Source organism: Rhizobium sp. NXC24, assembly GCF_002944315.1.
Lineage (GTDB): Bacteria > Pseudomonadota > Alphaproteobacteria > Rhizobiales > Rhizobiaceae > Rhizobium.
Genome location: NZ_CP024314.1, coordinates 601,486 through 619,319 on the forward strand (window position 1 = coordinate 601,486; position 17,834 = coordinate 619,319).

Genomic DNA, 17,834 nt, shown 5'->3' on the forward strand with positions numbered 1-17,834 from the left:
CTCCCGGCAGGCTGGGCCGGCTTCGGCTGGCCCGGCATGTCCTCACCCATCCAAGGTATGACGGGCGGATCCGCATGTCTGAGATCGAAAGCGCGAATGCGAGCGGCGGAGCGCTGCTATCGCTTCGCGACATCAACATAACGTTCGGTGGCGTCAAAGCCTTGAAGAACGTGGCCTTCGAGGTCCATCCGGGCGAGGTTCACTGCCTTGCCGGCGAGAACGGCTCGGGCAAAAGCACGCTGATCAAGATCATCACCGGTGTCTATCGTCCGGCGCCCGGCGCCATCATCGAATATGACGGCCAGACCTATTCCCATATGTCGCCCGTGACCGCGCAGGCGAAGGGAATCCAGGTCATCTGGCAGGATCTCGCGCTGTTCCCAGAAATGAGCGTAGCCGAAAACATCGCGTTTCAGACGGTGCTCGGTCGCTGGCCTCGCCTCGTCAATTACGCACAGATGCGGCAGCTTGCGATGAACGCGCTGAAACGGCTGGGCGTTGCGCTCGATGTCGATCTGCCGCTCAAGGAATTCGCAATCGCCCAACGGCAGATCGTGGCCATTGCCCGTGCCTTGGTCGGCGAAGCGAAGATCGTCTTCATGGACGAGCCGACGGCCTCGCTCACCCAGTCCGAAACCAATCATCTTCTCGGGATCGTCCGCAATCTCTCCGCTTCCGGCGTCGCTGTCGTCTTCGTCAGCCACCGGCTTGCGGAAGTGCTCGACATATCGAGCAGGTTGACGGTGCTTAGGGACGGTGCGCTTGTCGGCGTTTATCCGACCAAGGGCATGACGCAATCCCGCATCACCGAACTGATGACGGGAAAGACCTTCGACACACATGTTCGGGCGGCGCCGAAGGATCAGCAGCCCGTTGTCCTCGATGTCCGGTCGCTCAGCCGGCGCGGTCAGTTCGAGGATATTTCGCTGACGGTGCGGCGTGGCGAAACGCTCGGCATTACCGGGCTACTCGGCGCCGGACGGACGGAGCTAGCCCTTGCTCTCTTCGGCATGACGAGACCGGATTCCGGTACGATCGCGCTTGATGGCAGGGCAGTGCGCTTCTCTTCCAACCGCGACGCGATCCAGGCGGGCATCGCCTATCTTTCCGAGGACCGCCTGTCGCTCGGGCTCATCCAACCGCAATCGATCGCCGACAATCTCGTGATCTCGTCGCTGCGCAAGATACTCTCCAGCGGCTTCCTCTCAGAGGATAGGAAGGAAAGCCTTGTCGCCCGCTGGATCCGCCAACTCGGTATCAAGATCGGTTTGCCGGAGGATGCGATTTCGACATTGTCGGGCGGCAATCAGCAGCGCGTCGCCATCGCCAAATGGCTGGCGACCGACCCGAAGCTTTTGATCCTCGATGCGCCAACCGTTGGCGTCGACGTCGGCGCGCGGGCCGGCATCTTCGATATCGTCGCCAAGCTCGCGGAAACCGGGCTGGCGATCATCCTGATTTCCGATGAGGTGCCCGAGGTCTATTTCAATGCGGACCGCGTGTTGCACATGGCGCAGGGCAGGATCATCGGCGCGTTCGATCCACGGCAATGTTCCCTTCACGATATCGAGGCTGCCGTCTATGCGTAATTTCATCAGCACCCATGCGACGGAAATTTCCCTGCTGGCAGTGATGATCGTCATCTGTGCCTTCCTGTCTTTCGCCACGGATAATTTCTTCTCCCTCGGCAATACCTTCGATCTCCTGAATATCAGCGCCGTCAACATCATCTTCGCCGTCGGCCTGCTGGTCGTTCTGATCGCCGGTGGCATCGATATCTCCTTCGCCGTCGGTGCGTCCGTCGTGCAATATGTGACGGCGATCGCGCTTGGTTGGATCGGCGGGGGAGGCTGGGTTTCGGGCCTCATCATCGCCGGGTCGATCGGCATCCTGCTCGGAGCGATCAACGCCTTCCTGATCCATCGCTTCCGGATCATTTCGATCGTCGCGACCATCTCCACCTTCAACATCTATTTCGGGCTTCTCATGTTCTTCACCAAGGGCGTGTCGATCTACGACCTGCCCGACTGGCTCACGGACAAGGTCGTGCTGTTCGAGCATGAGATGCCCGACGGCACCTGGATCGAGATCACGCTTCCTGTCCTGGTCATGGTGATTTGCGTCGTCGCCACCTGGGTACTCATCACCCGCACCACCATAGGCCGGCAGCTCTATGCCTTTGGCGACAATCCCGAAGGGGCGCGCCGTTTCGGCATCAATATCGGCGCGATGCAATTCATCGCTTTCGGCTGGCTGGGATTGATGGCCGGCATCGGCGGGCTTGTGCAGGCGCATTATGCGCAGGAAGTGGTCCCGAATGCGCTCTACGGTCGTGAGCTCGACGTGCTCGCCGCAGTAGTTCTCGGCGGTGCGCGTCTCGGCGGCGGCAAGGGATCGGTGCTCGGCTGCGTTCTCGGCGTGCTGCTGATCTCCATCACGCAGAACGGCCTCAATCTGATGGGCGTCTCGCCCTTTGCGTTCAAGATGATCATCGGCGCCATCATCCTGGTCGCCATCACGCTATCGAATACGCGGATCGACAAGCTTGTGCCGCTCCTGCGCAGGGAGGGGCAAACACGATGACCGTTCTCGTCGAAAGTTTCCAGAAACGCTTAGGCCCGGAGATGGCTGGCCCCTTCTTCGCCTTCATTGCCGTGATGATTTTTTTCGGGCTCGCTTCGCCGCAATTTCTGAGCCAGGCGACCTTCGGTTCGGTCGCCTTCCAATTGCCCGAGCTTGGCCTCCTGACGCTGGCGATGCTGTTGCCTATTCTGACAGGCGGGCTCAACCTGGCCATAACGTTCACGGCGAATATCGCCGGATTGACGGTTGCCTGGGTGCTGCAGGCGAACGGCGGTGTGGACGCCGGACCATTGGCATTCGCTCTCGGATGTGTGCTGGCGCTGGCGGCAGGGGCGGCGAGCGGCGTGATAATGGGTTGCGTCATCGCCTATACGCGCGCTCATCCCATTCTCGTATCACTTTCGATGATGATCTTCCTGCGCGGCCTTGGCGAATTTCTCACCCGGGGCGGTGACGTATCCGGCTTTCCGGATTTCATCAGGCCGTTGGGGCATGGGTCGCTGCTCGGCATCCCCGTGCCCCTGATCATCTTCATCGTCTGCGTTCTCCTCTGGCACCTGCTGCTGACGCGCATGAAGCTCGGCTTCAATACCTATATGATCGGCTCCAATATCGAAGCCGCCCGCTACTCCGGCGTCAACACGCGCAAGGTCGTCGTCCTCGTTTACACGCTCTCCGGCGCCATGTGCGCGGTGGCCGGCATCATCATGCTGGCGCGTTTCAATTCCGTCCGCGTCGGCCACGGCGAATCCTATCTGTTGATAACGGTGCTCGCCTGCTTCCTGGGTGGCGTCAATCCGTTCGGCGGCTTCGGCCGCGTGATCCCCGTCTTCGTGGCGCTGGTCGTTCTGCAGCTTCTGTCCTCAGGGCTGAACCTGATGGGAGCCAACCAGCATCTGGCGACCGCTGTCTGGGGCCTGCTCCTCGTCGGCGTGATGTTCCTGCGCTGGGTCGCCTCCCACTACAAATTTCTCAACAACAGAAAAGGATGAAAGCTATGGAAGGCTTCGGTGTTCATACCAGCATGTGGACGATGAACTGGGACCGGGCAGGGGCCGAGCGGTCCGTCGCCGCCGCCGTCAAATACAAGGTGGATTTCATCGAAATCCCCATGCTCAATCCGCCCGCAGTCGACACGGCCCATACCAAGGCATTGCTGGAAAAACATAGGCTTCGGGCCGTTTGTTCGCTCGGTCTTCCCGAGCGCGCCTGGGCATCCGTCCGCCCCGAGGCGGCGATCGACCATCTTACCATCGCAATCGACAAGACGGCCGATCTTGGTGGTGAGGCCCTTTCCGGCGTGATCTATGGAGGCATCGGCGAGCGCACCGGCGTGCCCCCGACGCAAAGGGAATATGACAACATCGCCCGGGTTTTGACGGCCGCAGCCAAACATGCCAAGGGCCGAGGCATCGAGCTCGGCGTCGAGGCGGTCAATCGCTACGAGAACCATCTCATCAATACCGGCCGCCAGGCGGTCGAGATGATCGAGCGTGTCGGCGCCGACAACGTGTTCGTCCATCTCGATACCTACCACATGAACATCGAGGAAAAGGGCGTCGGCAACGGCATCCTGGCGGCGCGCGATCACCTGAAATACATCCACCTGTCGGAGAGCGACCGGGGCACGCCCGGCTATGGCACCTGCGATTGGGATGAGATCTACGCGACGCTTGCCGCTATCGGCTTCAAGGGCGGGCTTGCGATGGAAAGCTTCATCAACATGCCGCCGGAGCTGGCCTACGGGCTGTCGGTCTGGCGCCCCGTCGCCAAGGATGAGGAGGAAGTCATGGGCAACGGCCTGCCGTTCCTGCGCAACAAGGCGAAGCAGTATGGCTTGATCTGACGCCGATGGCGGGATGTCTTCCGTCTGGTTTGTGGCGCAAGATCACGCATGGGGAATGAATGTTGCGAACGAACTTCCGTCCGGTGCGTTGAGGGAGGTGCGAATGATCTAGGAGGAAACCTTATGAAAAAGCTTGCTCTTATTGTCACCGCAGTCTCGCTCGGGCTCGCCGTTCCTGCCGCCGACGCAGCGACGGTGCATCGGTCGCAAAAACACACCCACAAGGAACAGGTCGAGGCAGGCCCTAAGGAACGCCTCGGCACACTTTCCTGCCAAGTTGCGGGAGGCGTCGGTATGATTATCGGCTCCAATAAATCCGTCGATTGCAGGTTCAAGCGGAGTTCAGGTCCGTCAGAGCACTATGTCGGTTCCATCGGCAAGCTCGGGGTCGACATCGGCGTGACAGGCAAGTCCTATCTGAGCTGGGTGGTCTACAGTATCCATCCGACTCGGGCCGGAGAAGGCGCCTTGGCCGGCAGCTATGTCGGCGCATCCGCCGGCGCTGCAGTGGGCGTTGGTTTGGGAGCAAACGCGCTCGTTGGCGGCTCTTCGAAGAATTTCGGTCTGCAGCCGCTGAGTGGCGAAGCTGGTACGGGACTTAACGTTGCTGCCGGTGTGTCGAGGCTGCAATTGCGCCCGGCTAGATAAACGCTTCAAGGAACGTATTCGCCGCGTGCCCACGGGATGGGCCAGCGGGTGCCTGTAGGCTTGTAAGAGAGACATCCTAACCGCCGGGTTTTGCGCCCGGCGGTTCGTGACATCTATGCCGTTCCAGGCAATGCGGCCCAATGCCGTCCTCTGCTCCGCCATGGCGCGCGGTCGCCAATATATTGCGCGGCAATTTTCCCGAACAGCATCCCTCGATCGCCCGCCGTGCCACCCGATTGGCCGACGTGCCGGCGATCACGCCTTCGTGACAATCTCGGCTGTAACGAATCTCCTCCTGCGAACGAGTACCTGACGTGCCCCCAAGACAGGGGCGTTAACGAACCCAAATGGAGATAGTTCATGCTGAAAGCTACTGTGAGTTCTGTCCTGCTCGCCGGCGCGGTTACGACGGCGCTTGCGTCCATGGCCGCCGCCGCACCGCTGACGAAGGCTGAAGCCAGTGCTGCCATCGCGGCTCACAAGGAGAAGTGCTACGGTGTTGCGCTGAAGGGCCAAAACGATTGCGCCGCCGGCCCGGGAACCACTTGCCAGGGTACGTCGACCGTCGATTTCCAGGGCAATTCCTGGAAGTTTGTTCAGGGTGGCACCTGCGCCTCGCTCGACATTCCCGGCGGCCGCCATGGCTCGCTAATGCCCCTCAAGCGCGACCTCTGATCGACCAGGCTATCGGAAAGCGGAGAAGACATGATGAACGCCCACAATCGAACCGTCGCTCCTGTCGTCGAAGCGGGTGCCGAGCTCCGCTTTCCCTCCTATTCTGTTCATGGCTTGGCGGGCACGAGCTTCAAGCCGGAACATCTGCCTGCCATACTCGCGGAAACAGGGCGGCAAGGGTTTTTCGAAATTCATGCAGAGAACTATATGGGCGCCGGCGGCCCGCCCCATCACGCCCTTGAGCTTGTGCGTCGAGACCACCCGATCTCGCTCCATGGCGTCTGCATGTCTCTCGGTGGGCCGCAACCCTTGAACAAGGACCATCTCCGGCGTTTTCGTGAGCTGGTGATCAGATATGAGCCAGCCCTCGTGTCCGAGCACCTGGCATGGTCGACCCACGAGAATACCTATCTGAATGATCTGCTGCCCCTGCCATATACGAGCGCCACGCTCACGCATGTTTGCGATCACATCGACGAAATGCAGACGGCGATCGGACGTCCCATTCTGCTGGAAAATCCATCGACTTACGTGCTTTTCGCCGAATCCTCCATGAGCGAAACGGATTTTATCGGTGAGATTGCAACGCGGAGCGGCTGCGGTCTTTTGCTCGACGTCAACAACGTCTTTGTTTCGGCGACGAACCACGGCTATTCGGCGCTGGACTATCTTGCCGATTTCCCCCTATCGAAAGTCGGTGAGATCCATCTCGCAGGTCATGCGGAGCAGACGGATGATGAAGGCGAGCTGCTGTTGATCGATAGTCACGATGGGCCTGTCGCTGACGCGGTCTGGCGTCTTTATGAGATCGTCATCGGGCGATGCGGTGCGATGCCCTCGCTGGTCGAATGGGACAGCAAAATTCCCGATTGGCCGGTCTTGAGGGCCGAGGCTGTCGCAGCGCAAGCGATCCTCGATCGGCAATCTCAAACCGTGGGCAAATCCCATGCGTTCCGCTGAGGCTCTGTCCGTCGGGCGCGGCGACCCGTCATTCGCTTCGACGTTTTCCAAGTCGCTGTTGAACCCCGAACAACAAACGCCGGCTTCCCTTGTCGGCCCGCATGGGAAAGCTGCCGACAAGCGGTACAACGTTTACCGCAACAACGTCACCGTAAGCCTGATCGAGGCACTGGCGGCGATTTTTCCGGCGACCCAGCGCCTAACGGGACCGGATTTCTTTCGTGCGATGGCGCGCTTCCACATTCGCGAGACGCCGCCGACCTCGCCGCTTTTGTTCGAATATGGTCACGACTTTCCCGCTTTCATCGATGCCTACGAATACGCACAGCCGATGCCGTGGCTAGGCGATGTCGCGCGGCTGGAGCGGGCCTGGCTGGACGCCTATCACGCCGCCGATTGCCCGGTCATCTCGGCAGATGCTTTGTCCGCCGTCGCGCCGCACGAGTTGTCCGAGCTTCGATTTCGCGCCCATCCGGCGATGAGAGTTCTATCTTCCAAATTTCCGGCCGTGACGATCTTCGTCGCCAACCGAGGCTCCGAGCCGGTGGAGCGCATCGAGTGCGTCGTTCCCGAGGACGCGCTGATCACGCGGCCGGAATTCGACGTCGTGGTTCGGCTGCTGCAGCCCGGTGGTGCCTCGTTCCTCATATGTCTCGCCGACGGCGGTAGCCTGGGGTCGGCTGCGGCAGCAGCTCTGAACGTCAATCCTGCCTTCGATCTCGCCGGCATGATCGCCGAGATGATCGAAGCAGGCGCTTTTACTGAGATTTACGTGGAGAATTCCGATGTCGAAAACACTTGACACTTCGGTTGCCGGCAAGCCGTTCGCACCGATCGTCGGATTGGTCGAAAAAGTAAGCCGGTTGATACAGACGATCGCGCAGCCATCCCTGGTGCAACTCGTCCTGCGTGTCGGATTGGCCGTGCCATTTTGGCGTTCCGGCATCCTCAAATGGGACGGATTCCTGCAGTTGGGCGATACCGCCGTGGAGCTCTTCTCGGATGAGTTCATGCTCCATCTTCCAGGCGGGCCATATCCCTATCCTGCGCCGGCGGTCATGGCATTCCTATCGGGTTCGGGGGAGGTCGTATTTTCAACCCTCCTCGTGCTCGGCCTTGCCACGCGTTTTGCCGCGACCGGTCTTCTCGCCATGACCGCAATCGTGGAACTGACCGTTCCCGATGGATGGCCCGTTCATATCACCTGGGCGGCGATGGCGCTCGGCCTCATGGCCTGGGGGCCGGGACGTTTGTCCTTGGATTATCTCGTCGGGAAGGTTTTTGGGTTTGATGCGCCGTTCCGGACGGCGTTGCCTTCAATGCCGGGAGAAAGTCAGCCGTGAGGCTGGAGGTGTCAGGTCTTGCCGAAATGAAGCGCCGCTGCAGCTTTCACTTGACGCGAAACGTGCCGCGACGTTCACTCCGCTTCGGAGATCATGCTGATGACCGAACTTGCCTCATACAGTTTCAGGAACGACCCGGACGTGCCGCCTCACGATTATCACAAGGGTCTTATCGTTTTCGACCACGAGTGCATTTTCTGTTCGTCGTTTATCCGCTTTGTCTTCGCCCACGACCCTTCCGGTCGTTTCCTGTTCACGGCCGCGCAGTCTCCGCTTGGACAGGCGCTTTATCGGCACTACGGCCTCGATCCGACGGATTTATCGACCAACTTGGTAGTCGTCGACGGCATCCTGCACACGAAGATGGACGCCTTCGCCACCGCCATGCGATGTCTCGGTTTTCCCTGGAGCCTGCTTGCGGTGGTGAACCTGATGCCACGGCGGCTGGCCAACGCCGCATATGATCTGATCGCCAGACATAGATACCGCCTTTCCGGCAAATACGAGACCTGCCTCGTGCCTTCTAGCGAATTGAGGGCGCGCGTCATCGAATAACGGTTTGCTGCTGTCGGCGATCAGCCAAAGCACGCAAATTCTGCTGTCGGAGTGACCAGCCTTGCCGGCATGGAAGAGTGCGAGAGATATTGCCGACGCACTCCCGGGATGGAGGCTACAAGGATGCGTGTCCGTGTGGATTTCTGTCGATCGTTGTCGGCTGAGACGCTGCGGCTGGATAGCTTGGGTTCAAGGGGACGTCGGCACGGTGCGATGCTGAAGGACAATGGTGCATTTCGATGGCGAGAAGCGTTACGGCCTCTGCCAATGCCTTCTCCGCATCGGTAAATGAGGGCGCCGAACCTGCCTGTCTCGCCTGGCCATATATTTCCGCAGATGCCATAACGCGCTCCGCGAGGTAATGACATTCAGGAGTCGCTTCGACAAAGTTCAGGGCAAATCGGAGATTGATCGCCACCTGAAGGACGAAAGCAGCGGCTGAGAAATCGACAATGGCGCCGGGTGGTTTCGTCTGATCCAGGTACGTCTTCCACTGTGTTGTCATTTTGATGCCTTTCGCACCCGGTCCCCTCGATATAAACCGGAAAAGCCGTCGGGAATTTCTATGCTGGCGCCCGTCCGGGCGCCATGCGTGCTCCGCGCCGCATCTGCGACTGCGATCAAAACAAACGAGTTGTCGAGCGTGCCCCCGACAGATGGCCCCTTTCCCATCTGTCGCAGAGCGTGACGAAAGACATTTATCCCCACCCCTTCGTCAGTGTGGTCACTATCTTTCCAAGCAGTTGTAAGCGCAGGGCGGGCGCCCTTTCAATCGCGGTGTTCCCCATTCAGGCTTCAGTCCAGCCTTCCTCCGACCTTTGTCCAATAGCAAGCTGGGACCAAGGTCTTAGTGGAAATTGCAGAAGTCCGAGATTGGCGTTTTTTGCCGAGACAAAGGTTGACGGCTCCGTCCGCAAAAACGATGTGATGTCGTGGCGGAAGGCTGTTTTCAATTTGGTGACTGCACGATCTTTTTCGCGCAGTGTGCGTTCATAAACGTGTAGGAGGCCAGCTATGTCTTTACGCGGAAAGTCGATCGCCGTTTTTCTCGGTGTTTCCTTTACGCTTGTGCTTGTGGCAACGCCTTATACCGTCGAGATTCGTGGATCCTCCATCGGGCTTGTCGCGCAAACCGCGGATGCAAAAAGCGGAGGCAATGGTAACGGCGGTGGCAATGGTAATGGCGGCGGCAACGGCGGGGGTAATGGCAACGGCGGGGGCAATGGTAACGGCGGGGGCAATGGTAACGGCGGCGGTAATAGCGGGAACGGCGGCAGCAATGGAAATGCCGGTGGAAACGGCAATGGCAAAGCCAACGGAAAAAGCGCTACCTCGACCCAAACCGACGCGGACGACTCAACCGATGATGACGCATCGATGACGGTGCGCCACGATGACGGCATGAGCGAAGAAATAGAAAATGGACGTTATGTCATGAAGGATTCGAAGGGTCGCACCATCATCAATCGTAGCGCGACCGCAGCCGATCAGCGGAGACTGAAGTCCTTCCTTCACTAGAGCGGTTCAGCGTTTCACGGAAGCGCTTTTCCGCCCTATCTCTTTGTTGTTACGCATTCCGGACGGAAAATCGCTTCGCACCTTTCCTGGAATTGCTCTAACCCCGGCTTTCAAGCGCATCGCGAAAGGCCATCGCAGCCTCCGTTCGGTTTGCAACACCCAATTTGGCGAAAATCTGGGTCATATGATGCTTCACCGTCTTTTCGTGGAGATCGAGCTTCAGCCCGATATGCTTATTGCTCAAACCTTCCGCAACGAGCTGAAGGACCTCGCTTTCCCGGCCCGTCAAGTCGCGAAGAAGCTCTGCTTTTTTCGAGGAGGCGTTGCCGCCGCCGGAGATCAGGCGAGCGGAAAGAGTGGGGGCGACATAGCTTTCTCCCGAAGCCACGGTGCGGAGGATGTCAGCCAGCGCTCTCGATCCTACCCCCTTCAGCACATATCCCTTCGCTCCGCTCTTTAGAGCCGTCGTCACATCGTCGTTTGCTTCAGAAACCGTCAGCATAACGATCTTCTGATCGGGCACCCGCTCGAGGATCAGCGGAAGTGCATTCAGGCCCCCGCCAGGCATGGAGATATCCAGCAACAAAACGTCTGGGCGTTCGTTCTCGGATATTCGGATCGCATCTTCCTTCGTGCTGCCTTCGCCAACGATCGCAAAGCCGTCGATCTCGCCAAGGCTGCGAATGACCCCTTCCCGGAACAGCGGATGATCATCGATCACTGCCAGACTGATTGCCGTCGTCATATCTGCTCCATTTCCATTGCGTTCAGCGACATTTGAACCACGGTGCCACTTTCGGAAGACTTTAATTCGAAAGTGCCTCCGAGGCTTTCCACCCGCTCTCTCAGGCCTGCCAAACCGATGCTGCTTGGCGGTATATAGGCCGGATCGAAGCCGGGTCCCTCATCCGATACTGCTATTGTGATCTGCCCGCCGTCGATTGTTTGTTTCACTTGCTGTGCTGCGCCTTTACCATGGCGATAGCCATTATTCAGCGCTTCTTGAACGAAGCGGTATATACATATCTTGGTGGATGTCGAAAGCTCTTGCGTCGTGCCGGAAATGGATAAGCCGACCGCAATGCCGGTTCGTTGTTCATGGGAGCGCACGGCACGCTGCAATAGTTCGGGCAGGTTTGCCGATTCGATATGCGGCAGCACCAGCCCGCTGCAGATGCTTCTAATATCTGCCATCGCATCGTCCAGGCTCGACTTGATTGCGGCAAGCGATTGCTCTCGCTCGCGCGCCGGAGTGCGTGGATTGATCAGGGCCTCGCTGTCCAATCTCAGCGATGCATAGGCAACGAGTTGGGCGGGACCATCATGCAAATCGGCACCGATACGCCTCAGGTAGCTTTCATTGAGGGAAGCAGCGCGTTGTGAGGCTCTTTGAACCCGGGCGTGCAAAATCTCGTTCTGCTGTAGAAGCGTTGATAGTTCGCCGATGCGTGCTTTCAAGGCGCTGCGCTGGCTTTCGATTGTTCGGCTTCCGCGAAGGACGATAACGGAAAGAATGAGAAAGAACGTCAGCGTGAACAGGGCGACAGCGACCCAGCTTCTGAAACGCGCCTGGTTCAGGCTGCGCTCGAAATCGTACGCCACCTCATAAAATTCGGAAACGGCCACGACTTTGCCCGACCAGGGCTGGAGAACCGGATTGTAGATCTCCAGAAGTGGCTTGCCACTGTTGCGCTCGGCAATGCTTTCGACGTCATCAAGCTGGTTGAACTGCGCCACCATCGTGCCGGCAAATGCCGTTTTCAGGTCATTGCTGAGCGGGAACTGTTTGCCCATGAGGTTTTTGTCGTTGGAATAAAGGATGGTGCCGTCGTTACGCCACAGGCGAAAGGACATGAGGCGGCTGCCAAGCGCACCCTCGCCGAGTGTTTCGTCGAGAGCGTGAGTCACCGTATCATCCAGAACCTCCGTCGTCTGCATGTCGGGGAGCAAAGGCGCAATGACGCTGTCGACATAGAGAGCGGTGCTGGCGGCGGAGTTGCGCGTGACAGCTTCCTCGATAAGGTTGGTGACGAAAGCGCCGACGAGAAGCAGCGCGCAGGCGGAAACGAAACCGCCGATCAGCAGAAATTGTTTCGCCAGCGATTGAGAATTCCAGCTCGCGAGTAAACGAACCGGGGACAGCATTGATTTAAGGCTCGTCTGCATGTCTGGCTACTTTCAGCGACAACCACCCAATACGGCATACCTATCGTAGCCGGGCAGCGCGTCAAATGGCGAAAAATTCATCTCACCGGCAAGTCTCGGAATTGACGTCCCCCGAGCCCCGTTGAACCGATGAGACTTTCGGCCATATCGGCGATCAGGCTAAGGTCCGATCACCGATGGCATTGGTCTGACCAATGTAGAAACTTTCATTTCTAGCAATATTGTGGCGATCAACGCGGTTGCTCGTTGCTCGTCCCGCGTCGCGGTTGCGTGGGGCGAGCGGCGTGTTTGCCCGTTGCTCGTCCCTCGTCCCTCATCACCGTTGCGTAGCACCGGAAGGGCGCACGTTTGGAATGAAAGGAAGAAGCATATGAAATTCGGATCAGTCTTCGGGACGACCATTATCGCCATGACGCTCGCCGTTGTTCCGGCCGGTGGCGCCGTTGTGGGTCTCACAAGCCTCGCATATGCCAAGGGCGGAAACGGAAATGGCAATGGCGGCGGCCATGGAAACGGCAACGGTAATGGCAATAGCGGAAGCCACGGCAGCGCCAATTCGAGCCATGCTAAGTCCGATGACGCGGATTCAAGCGACACGGATGGGGATGTGGATACCAATGTGGGCCACGTCAAGCACGCGCCTCACGTCTCGAAATCGGCTGTTGCCAATGAGAAGCTTGAGAAACGCAGCGTAACCAAGGTCAAAACGCAGGCGGCGGAGCTCGGTAGCCTCAATTCCCTCAAGCGGAACTATCATGCCTACATGAATTCCAAGGATCCGAAATTCGCAGCAATCGCGGCCTATGTCAGGGACTATGCCGAATTCGAAATGCAGTACGGAACCAATGCTATACCGACAGACCCAGCCCTCAGTGATGACGCGCTTCGTTCGGCGCTTGCTCAGGCTTCGAAAAATGGCGTCGTGACAGATAGAACGCTGGCAGAGGCCAAGGATGTCCTGGGTGTCGGCCCCGCCGTCGGAAAGATAGATCAGGTTCGCGATGCGTTGGAAGCATCGACACCGGCGCCATCGGACGACGTAACAGATCCGGATGATTGAACGGCCGCTGCGGCGGGTGCGAATAGGCCCCCCAACCGGAAGCACTCGTCGCTACGCTGAGCGACCAACACGCCCAATCGTGTTGGTCGCTCTTTTGTTGCCTGGTATGGCCGATATTGCCAGACCTCGGCGGTGCGTCACTTGCCTGTCATTTTTTTAAGAGACATCTTGTTCGGCATGCTTCTATGCTGCTTCGCGGTAAGCGGGTTCAGCGCCGGCTTCTTGCGAGCTAAATGGAGTGGAATGCGGTTTAGCCATGGGCTGGCCGCTCTGTCTCGGCCTTGAAGCGGCCTGCACATGAGGGCGAATCCCACTCATATGCAGATATATTAAAGTGCTTTCGCTTCTTTGCGCGTTCTCAATCAAACGGCGACAGAGGCACGTGAATCGTTTCTGCCTGTAGAGAATGAAGAAGAATCTTATGACGAATCTTCGCAGTCAATGCAGCGAGCAAGCCACATGAGGCGCTCTCTCTCGCGAAAACCAAATGCGATCGCTTACTATACGGATTTTGTCGTCTACCCGATCATCACTGCCGGACTGAGCGCTGCCTATTTTGCTTGGGGCTATGATGGCCGGCCTTTGATCTGGTTCGCCGCGATCGTGATCGGCGCAGCCGCATGGACGCTGGTCGAGTACCTTATCCACCGCTTCGTGCTGCATCATGTCGTTTATGTGCGCGATATGCACATCCAACATCACCACGCGCCGACCGAGCTGATCGACACGCCGATCTGGCTAAGCCTGTCTTTCATGGCCGCGGGCGTGTTGTTGCCGTCGTGGTGGGCTTTCGGCTTCGGCGTGGCGTCAGGCTTCACCGTCGGCATGACGCTTGGCTATCTCACGTATGGCACGATGCATCACGCCATGCATCACTGGCGGATTCCGCACGGTACCTATCTCTACCGCGCCAAGCGCTGGCACGCGCAGCATCATGCCTCTACCGACGAGGGGAATTATGGTGTTTCGTCGCTTTTCTGGGATCACGTGTTCGGCACGGTGCTGCCGGATCCGGCCGTGAAGAGCAGGGAGAGGCGAGGCGGTGGCTGAGTGCGTTCTCGAACGCACTCATCGCACAAGCGCATGATCTTCCATATACAAGTTAATCGGCATTTTTATTCCTCGAACATCTTGCCGCTGCGTGCTTCTAGCCGATACCGGTGTCCGGGATAGACGAGGCGGGCGATGGAGACGACCTGTCGCGCTGACCAAGTGCGCCGGCGGATCGCGAGGCACGGCTCGGTTTTCAGGACGGTCAGGAGCTTGCATTCCCAGGGTTGCGGCATCGCGGCTTCGACGATGTGTTCTGAACCGCTGAGCGGGGCGGCAGCCGTCAGATAGGCATTCGGCGTCAGCGTCGTGAAATCCTGCTCGAGATATTCGGGCGCTGCTTCCGGGTGGACGAAACGGTCCTCGATCTGCACCGGAACGCCATTTTCGCTGTGGACGATCAGCGAGTGAAAAACCGCCGCCCCGATCTCCAGCTCCAGCGCGTCCGCAACCTCGGGAGAGGCGGTTTCCCGGGCCAAAACGACGACGGAGGCCTCGTGGACATGGCCGCGCTCGGCGATCTCATCGGCTATGTTGCGCACCTCGAATAATGCCGAATACCCTTTGCGCTCGGCGACGAAGGAGCCCACGCCCTGGATGCGAACGAGTTCGCCTTCATTGGCAAGCTCCCGCAGCGCCCGGTTGGCGGTCATCTTGCTGACGCCTAGTTCGACGACCAGCTCGTTTTCAGAGGGTACGCGATGCTTCGGCGGCCATTCGCCGCTGTGGATTCGATCCAGGATCATCTGCTTGACGCCGGCGTAAAGCGGGCCGGAGTCGTTTTCGGCCAGCTCACGTTTCCGATCGGTAGCGCGTTTCATTGCCTAATCCTTGTGCAGTCGCGAAATTCGCATTGTAAATCGACTTGGCACTTGCATAACACAAAATATCACATATGGTACCATATACAACTATCCGATCGATGTGACCAGCAAATGAGGTCCGCGACCGGCAAGCCGGCGAAGACTGGCGTAAAAAGAAATTTGCTATTTCGATCTCAAGAGGAGAACATCGATGAAGATTAGACATGCCCTTCTTTCCAGCGCCCTGGCGCTCGCCGTTCTCGCCGGCCCTGCGGCCCAGGCAAAGGACTGGAAGACCGTTACCATCACGCTCGAAGGCGCTTATGCGCCGTGGAACCTGACAAACTCCGACGGCACGCTCGGCGGCTTCGAACCGGAGCTGGCCAAGGTGCTGTGCGAGCGGGCGAAGGTTGAATGCAAGCTCGTGGCGTCCGATTGGGACGGCATGATCCCGGCTTTGAACGCCGGCAAGTTCGATGTGATCATGGATGCGCTGTCGATCACCGACGAGCGCAAGCAGGTCATCGACTTCACCGTTCCCTATGCCGCGACACCGGCCGCTTTCGCGACCGCAAAGGACAGCCCGCTGGCCAATGCTGCCGGCACCGGCGCAACCGTCAAGATGACGCCCGGCCAGACCGGCGTTAAGGAGATCGACGCGCTGAAGTCAGCCTTCAAGGGCAAGACCATCGGCATTCAGGCCGCTACCGTTTACGCCAAGTTCATCTACGACAACTTCGGCGACGTCGCGACGATCCGCGAATACAAGACCGGCGCCGACCGTGACCTCGATCTGCAGAACGGCCGCATCGATCTCGGCTTCGACGATGCCGTCTATTTCCAGACCGCTTTCGATGCCGCCAACGGCGCACTCGCCTTCACCGGCCCGCAAGTCGCCGGCCCGATCTGGGGCGTCGGCGAAGGCCTCGGCGTCCGCAAGTCCGACACGGACCTGCGCGACATGTTCAGCGCGGCAATCAAGTCGGCACTTGCCGACGGCACCGTGAAGAACCTCTCCATGAAGTGGTTCAAGACGGACGTCTCGCCGCAGGAATGATCGTTCGCCGGCGCTTCCGGAGGACGGAGGCGCCGGCTCTCGGCTTCAATGCCGCTTCCCGCATGTTATGTTTGGCTAATCAAGAAAACAGACCGCTCGGTACGGGGAACGAACGAGATGGCGATATTTCAATTGATCGGTTTCGGCTCGACCGGATGGGGCGCTCTGCTTCTGCTCGGGGCGCTGATGACGCTATGCGTTACCGCGGTCGCATTGGCGATCGGCGCTGTCTTCGGCGCCATGATCGCGGCGGCGAAGCTTTCCGGCAATCTCATCCTGAAGACGCTTGGAAACGTCTATACAACCGTTTTCCGCGGCGTGCCGGAACTGCTCATCATCTATCTTATCTATTTCGGCGGCTCGAGCGCCATAACCAGCATCGGCAAATCCCTCGGCTATGAAGGGTTTCTGGGGATGCCGTCCTTTGCTGCCGGTGCGCTCGCCGTCGGCATCATCTCCGGCGCCTATCAGGCGGAAGTGTTCCGCGGCGCCTATCTCGCTATTTCCAAGGGCGAGCTTGAAGCCGCCTCGGCGATCGGGATGCATAAAGGCTTGAGATTTCGGCGCATCATCATGCCGCAGGTGCTGCGCTACGCTATTCCCGGCATGGGCAATGTCTGGCAGTTGAGCCTCAAGGATTCCGCGCTGATTTCCGTCACCGGCCTTGCCGAGCTGATGCGCACCAGCCAGGTCGCCGCCGGTTCGACGCGGCAATATTTCCTGTTCTTCATCGTGGGCGGCGCGCTCTATCTCATCCTGACGAGCCTGTCGGATCGCATCTTCAACGGTGCCGAACGGCGCGCCAATCGCAGCATGCCCTCCGCAATGGGCCAGGCCTGAGGATCGATCATGGATTTCGCTTTTCTCGGACAGACCATGCTCACGCTGCTCGAAGCTCTGCCGACGACGTTGGCGCTGTTTTTCCTGTCGATCGCCATCGGCGGCGTCCTCGCAATCCTGATCGTCTGGATGCGGGTCGGCGGCAATCCGATCTTCACCGCCATCGCTAAGGGCTACATCTTCATCTTTCGCGGCTCGCCGCTGCTCATCCAGATGTTCCTCATCTTTTACGGGCTCGCCCAGTTCGGCTTCATCCGTTACGGGCCCCTCTGGCCGCTGCTGCGCGAGCCTTTCGTCTGTGCCGTGCTGTCGCTGGCGCTCTGCACCGCCGGTTATACGGCGGAGATCTTCCGGGGCGGCATTCGTGCAGTCTCGCCGCGTGAAATCGAGGCGGCGCGTTCGATCGGCATGTCCGGCTTCCTGCTGGTGCGGCGTGTCCTCGCCCCGATCGCCTTCCGTCACGCATTGCCCGCCTATTCGACCGAAATCGTGCTGATGATGAAGTCGACGGCGCTCGCAAGTCTCGTCACCGTCTGGGAAGTGACCGGCGTTGCCCAGCGGCTGATCTCGCATACCTACCGCACGATGGAGGTCTTCCTCTGTGCAGCCGCCATCTACCTCATCTTGAATTTCATCATTCTGCAGGCGCTCGGCCTGCTGGAATATCGTCTGTCCCGCCATCGTCGCGCCGTTCCGGCGGCGCTGAAGGCGTGAGGCAACTGGCCTAGAT

General features: G+C 59.1%; 20 protein-coding genes. 17 read left to right on the forward strand and 3 right to left on the reverse strand.

The features are described from left to right. The first annotated feature begins 74 nt into the window (after positions 1–74). The 12 genes from NXC24_RS26840 to NXC24_RS35585 all read left to right on the forward strand — a co-directional run bounded on the left by NXC24_RS26840 (position 75) and on the right by NXC24_RS35585 (position 10,128). On the forward strand, positions 75–1,589 hold the full coding sequence (locus tag NXC24_RS26840) for a sugar ABC transporter ATP-binding protein (RefSeq protein ID WP_104826437.1): 1,515 nt from the start codon (positions 75–77) through the stop codon (positions 1,587–1,589). After that, positions 1,582–2,583 (forward strand): ABC transporter permease, encoded by a 1,002-nt coding sequence (locus tag NXC24_RS26845; protein ID WP_104826438.1) that lies wholly within the window; start codon positions 1,582–1,584, stop codon positions 2,581–2,583. Before NXC24_RS26840 ends, NXC24_RS26845 begins: the two co-directional genes overlap by 8 nt. Continuing rightward, entirely contained in the window at positions 2,580–3,575 is a 996-nt protein-coding gene (locus NXC24_RS26850) for an ABC transporter permease (protein ID WP_104826439.1), read from the forward strand. The genes NXC24_RS26845 and NXC24_RS26850 overlap by 4 nt, the downstream gene beginning before the upstream one ends. Positions 3,576–3,580: 5 nt before the next feature. Continuing rightward, on the forward strand, positions 3,581–4,429 hold the full coding sequence (locus NXC24_RS26855) for a sugar phosphate isomerase/epimerase (RefSeq protein WP_104826440.1): 849 nt from the start codon (positions 3,581–3,583) through the stop codon (positions 4,427–4,429). Between the two features lie 123 nt (positions 4,430–4,552). Then, on the forward strand, positions 4,553–5,077 hold the full coding sequence (locus NXC24_RS26860) for a DUF992 domain-containing protein (protein ID WP_104826441.1): 525 nt from the start codon (positions 4,553–4,555) through the stop codon (positions 5,075–5,077). Between the two features lie 140 nt (positions 5,078–5,217). Further along, the gene (locus NXC24_RS36210; protein ID WP_281060739.1) at positions 5,218–5,346 is read left to right on the forward strand and encodes a hypothetical protein; all 129 of its coding nucleotides are present in this window, start codon (positions 5,218–5,220) and stop codon (positions 5,344–5,346) included. Between the two features lie 91 nt (positions 5,347–5,437). Continuing rightward, complete coding sequence (locus NXC24_RS26865) at positions 5,438–5,752, forward strand: DUF2282 domain-containing protein (RefSeq protein WP_104826442.1); 315 nt, start codon at positions 5,438–5,440, stop codon at positions 5,750–5,752. 33 nt (positions 5,753–5,785) lie between these two features. Beyond that, on the forward strand, positions 5,786–6,712 hold the full coding sequence (locus NXC24_RS26870; RefSeq protein ID WP_104827851.1) for a DUF692 domain-containing protein: 927 nt from the start codon (positions 5,786–5,788) through the stop codon (positions 6,710–6,712). Then, on the forward strand, positions 6,699–7,514 hold the full coding sequence (locus NXC24_RS26875) for a DNA-binding domain-containing protein (RefSeq protein WP_104826443.1): 816 nt from the start codon (positions 6,699–6,701) through the stop codon (positions 7,512–7,514). Before NXC24_RS26870 ends, NXC24_RS26875 begins: the two co-directional genes overlap by 14 nt. Continuing rightward, on the forward strand, positions 7,498–8,055 hold the full coding sequence (locus NXC24_RS26880; protein WP_104826444.1) for a DoxX family protein: 558 nt from the start codon (positions 7,498–7,500) through the stop codon (positions 8,053–8,055). The genes NXC24_RS26875 and NXC24_RS26880 overlap by 17 nt, the downstream gene beginning before the upstream one ends. Positions 8,056–8,154: 99 nt before the next feature. Continuing rightward, the gene (locus NXC24_RS26885) at positions 8,155–8,610 is read left to right on the forward strand and encodes a DCC1-like thiol-disulfide oxidoreductase family protein (RefSeq protein ID WP_104827852.1); all 456 of its coding nucleotides are present in this window, start codon (positions 8,155–8,157) and stop codon (positions 8,608–8,610) included. Positions 8,611–9,624: 1,014 nt separating this feature from the next. After that, a complete protein-coding gene (locus tag NXC24_RS35585; RefSeq protein WP_199773643.1) occupies positions 9,625–10,128 on the forward strand; it encodes a hypothetical protein in 504 nt (167 codons plus the stop codon). 97 nt (positions 10,129–10,225) lie between these two features. Here NXC24_RS35585 and NXC24_RS26900 read toward each other — a convergent pair whose 3' ends face one another. Together NXC24_RS26900 and NXC24_RS26905 are read right to left on the reverse strand one after the other, a co-directional pair. Beyond that, positions 10,226–10,873 carry a response regulator transcription factor gene (locus NXC24_RS26900; RefSeq protein ID WP_104826445.1) on the reverse strand — a complete coding sequence of 216 codons (648 nt, stop codon included), beginning with the start codon at positions 10,871–10,873 and terminating at the stop codon, positions 10,226–10,228. Continuing rightward, positions 10,870–12,294, reverse strand: a complete 1,425-nt coding sequence (locus NXC24_RS26905) for a sensor histidine kinase (protein ID WP_104826446.1) — start codon at positions 12,292–12,294, stop codon at positions 10,870–10,872. The genes NXC24_RS26900 and NXC24_RS26905 overlap by 4 nt, the downstream gene beginning before the upstream one ends. Before the next feature lie 370 nt (positions 12,295–12,664). On the opposite strand from NXC24_RS26905, the gene NXC24_RS35295 reads away from it, so the two are divergent. Next, a complete protein-coding gene (locus tag NXC24_RS35295; protein WP_158704562.1) occupies positions 12,665–13,354 on the forward strand; it encodes a hypothetical protein in 690 nt (229 codons plus the stop codon). A 459-nt stretch (positions 13,355–13,813) separates the two neighbouring features. Beyond that, positions 13,814–14,404 carry a sterol desaturase family protein gene (locus NXC24_RS26920; protein WP_158704563.1) on the forward strand — a complete coding sequence of 197 codons (591 nt, stop codon included), beginning with the start codon at positions 13,814–13,816 and terminating at the stop codon, positions 14,402–14,404. 65 nt (positions 14,405–14,469) lie between these two features. Here the strand turns inward: NXC24_RS26920 and hutC are convergent, their stop codons facing one another. Next, positions 14,470–15,225, reverse strand: a complete 756-nt coding sequence (gene hutC / locus NXC24_RS26925) for a histidine utilization repressor (RefSeq protein WP_104826450.1) — start codon at positions 15,223–15,225, stop codon at positions 14,470–14,472. Between the two features lie 193 nt (positions 15,226–15,418). Here hutC and NXC24_RS26930 point away from each other — a divergent pair, with 193 nt between their 5' ends. The 3 genes from NXC24_RS26930 (at position 15,419) to NXC24_RS26940 (ending at position 17,818) form a co-directional block, all read left to right on the forward strand. Further along, complete coding sequence (locus tag NXC24_RS26930; RefSeq protein WP_104826451.1) at positions 15,419–16,264, forward strand: transporter substrate-binding domain-containing protein; 846 nt, start codon at positions 15,419–15,421, stop codon at positions 16,262–16,264. A 117-nt stretch (positions 16,265–16,381) separates the two neighbouring features. Then, on the forward strand, positions 16,382–17,104 hold the full coding sequence (locus NXC24_RS26935) for an ABC transporter permease subunit (RefSeq protein ID WP_104826452.1): 723 nt from the start codon (positions 16,382–16,384) through the stop codon (positions 17,102–17,104). Between the two features lie 9 nt (positions 17,105–17,113). Then, positions 17,114–17,818, forward strand: coding sequence for an ABC transporter permease subunit (locus NXC24_RS26940; RefSeq protein ID WP_104826453.1), 705 nt, complete (start codon positions 17,114–17,116; stop codon positions 17,816–17,818). The last annotated feature ends 16 nt before the right edge of the window (positions 17,819–17,834 follow it).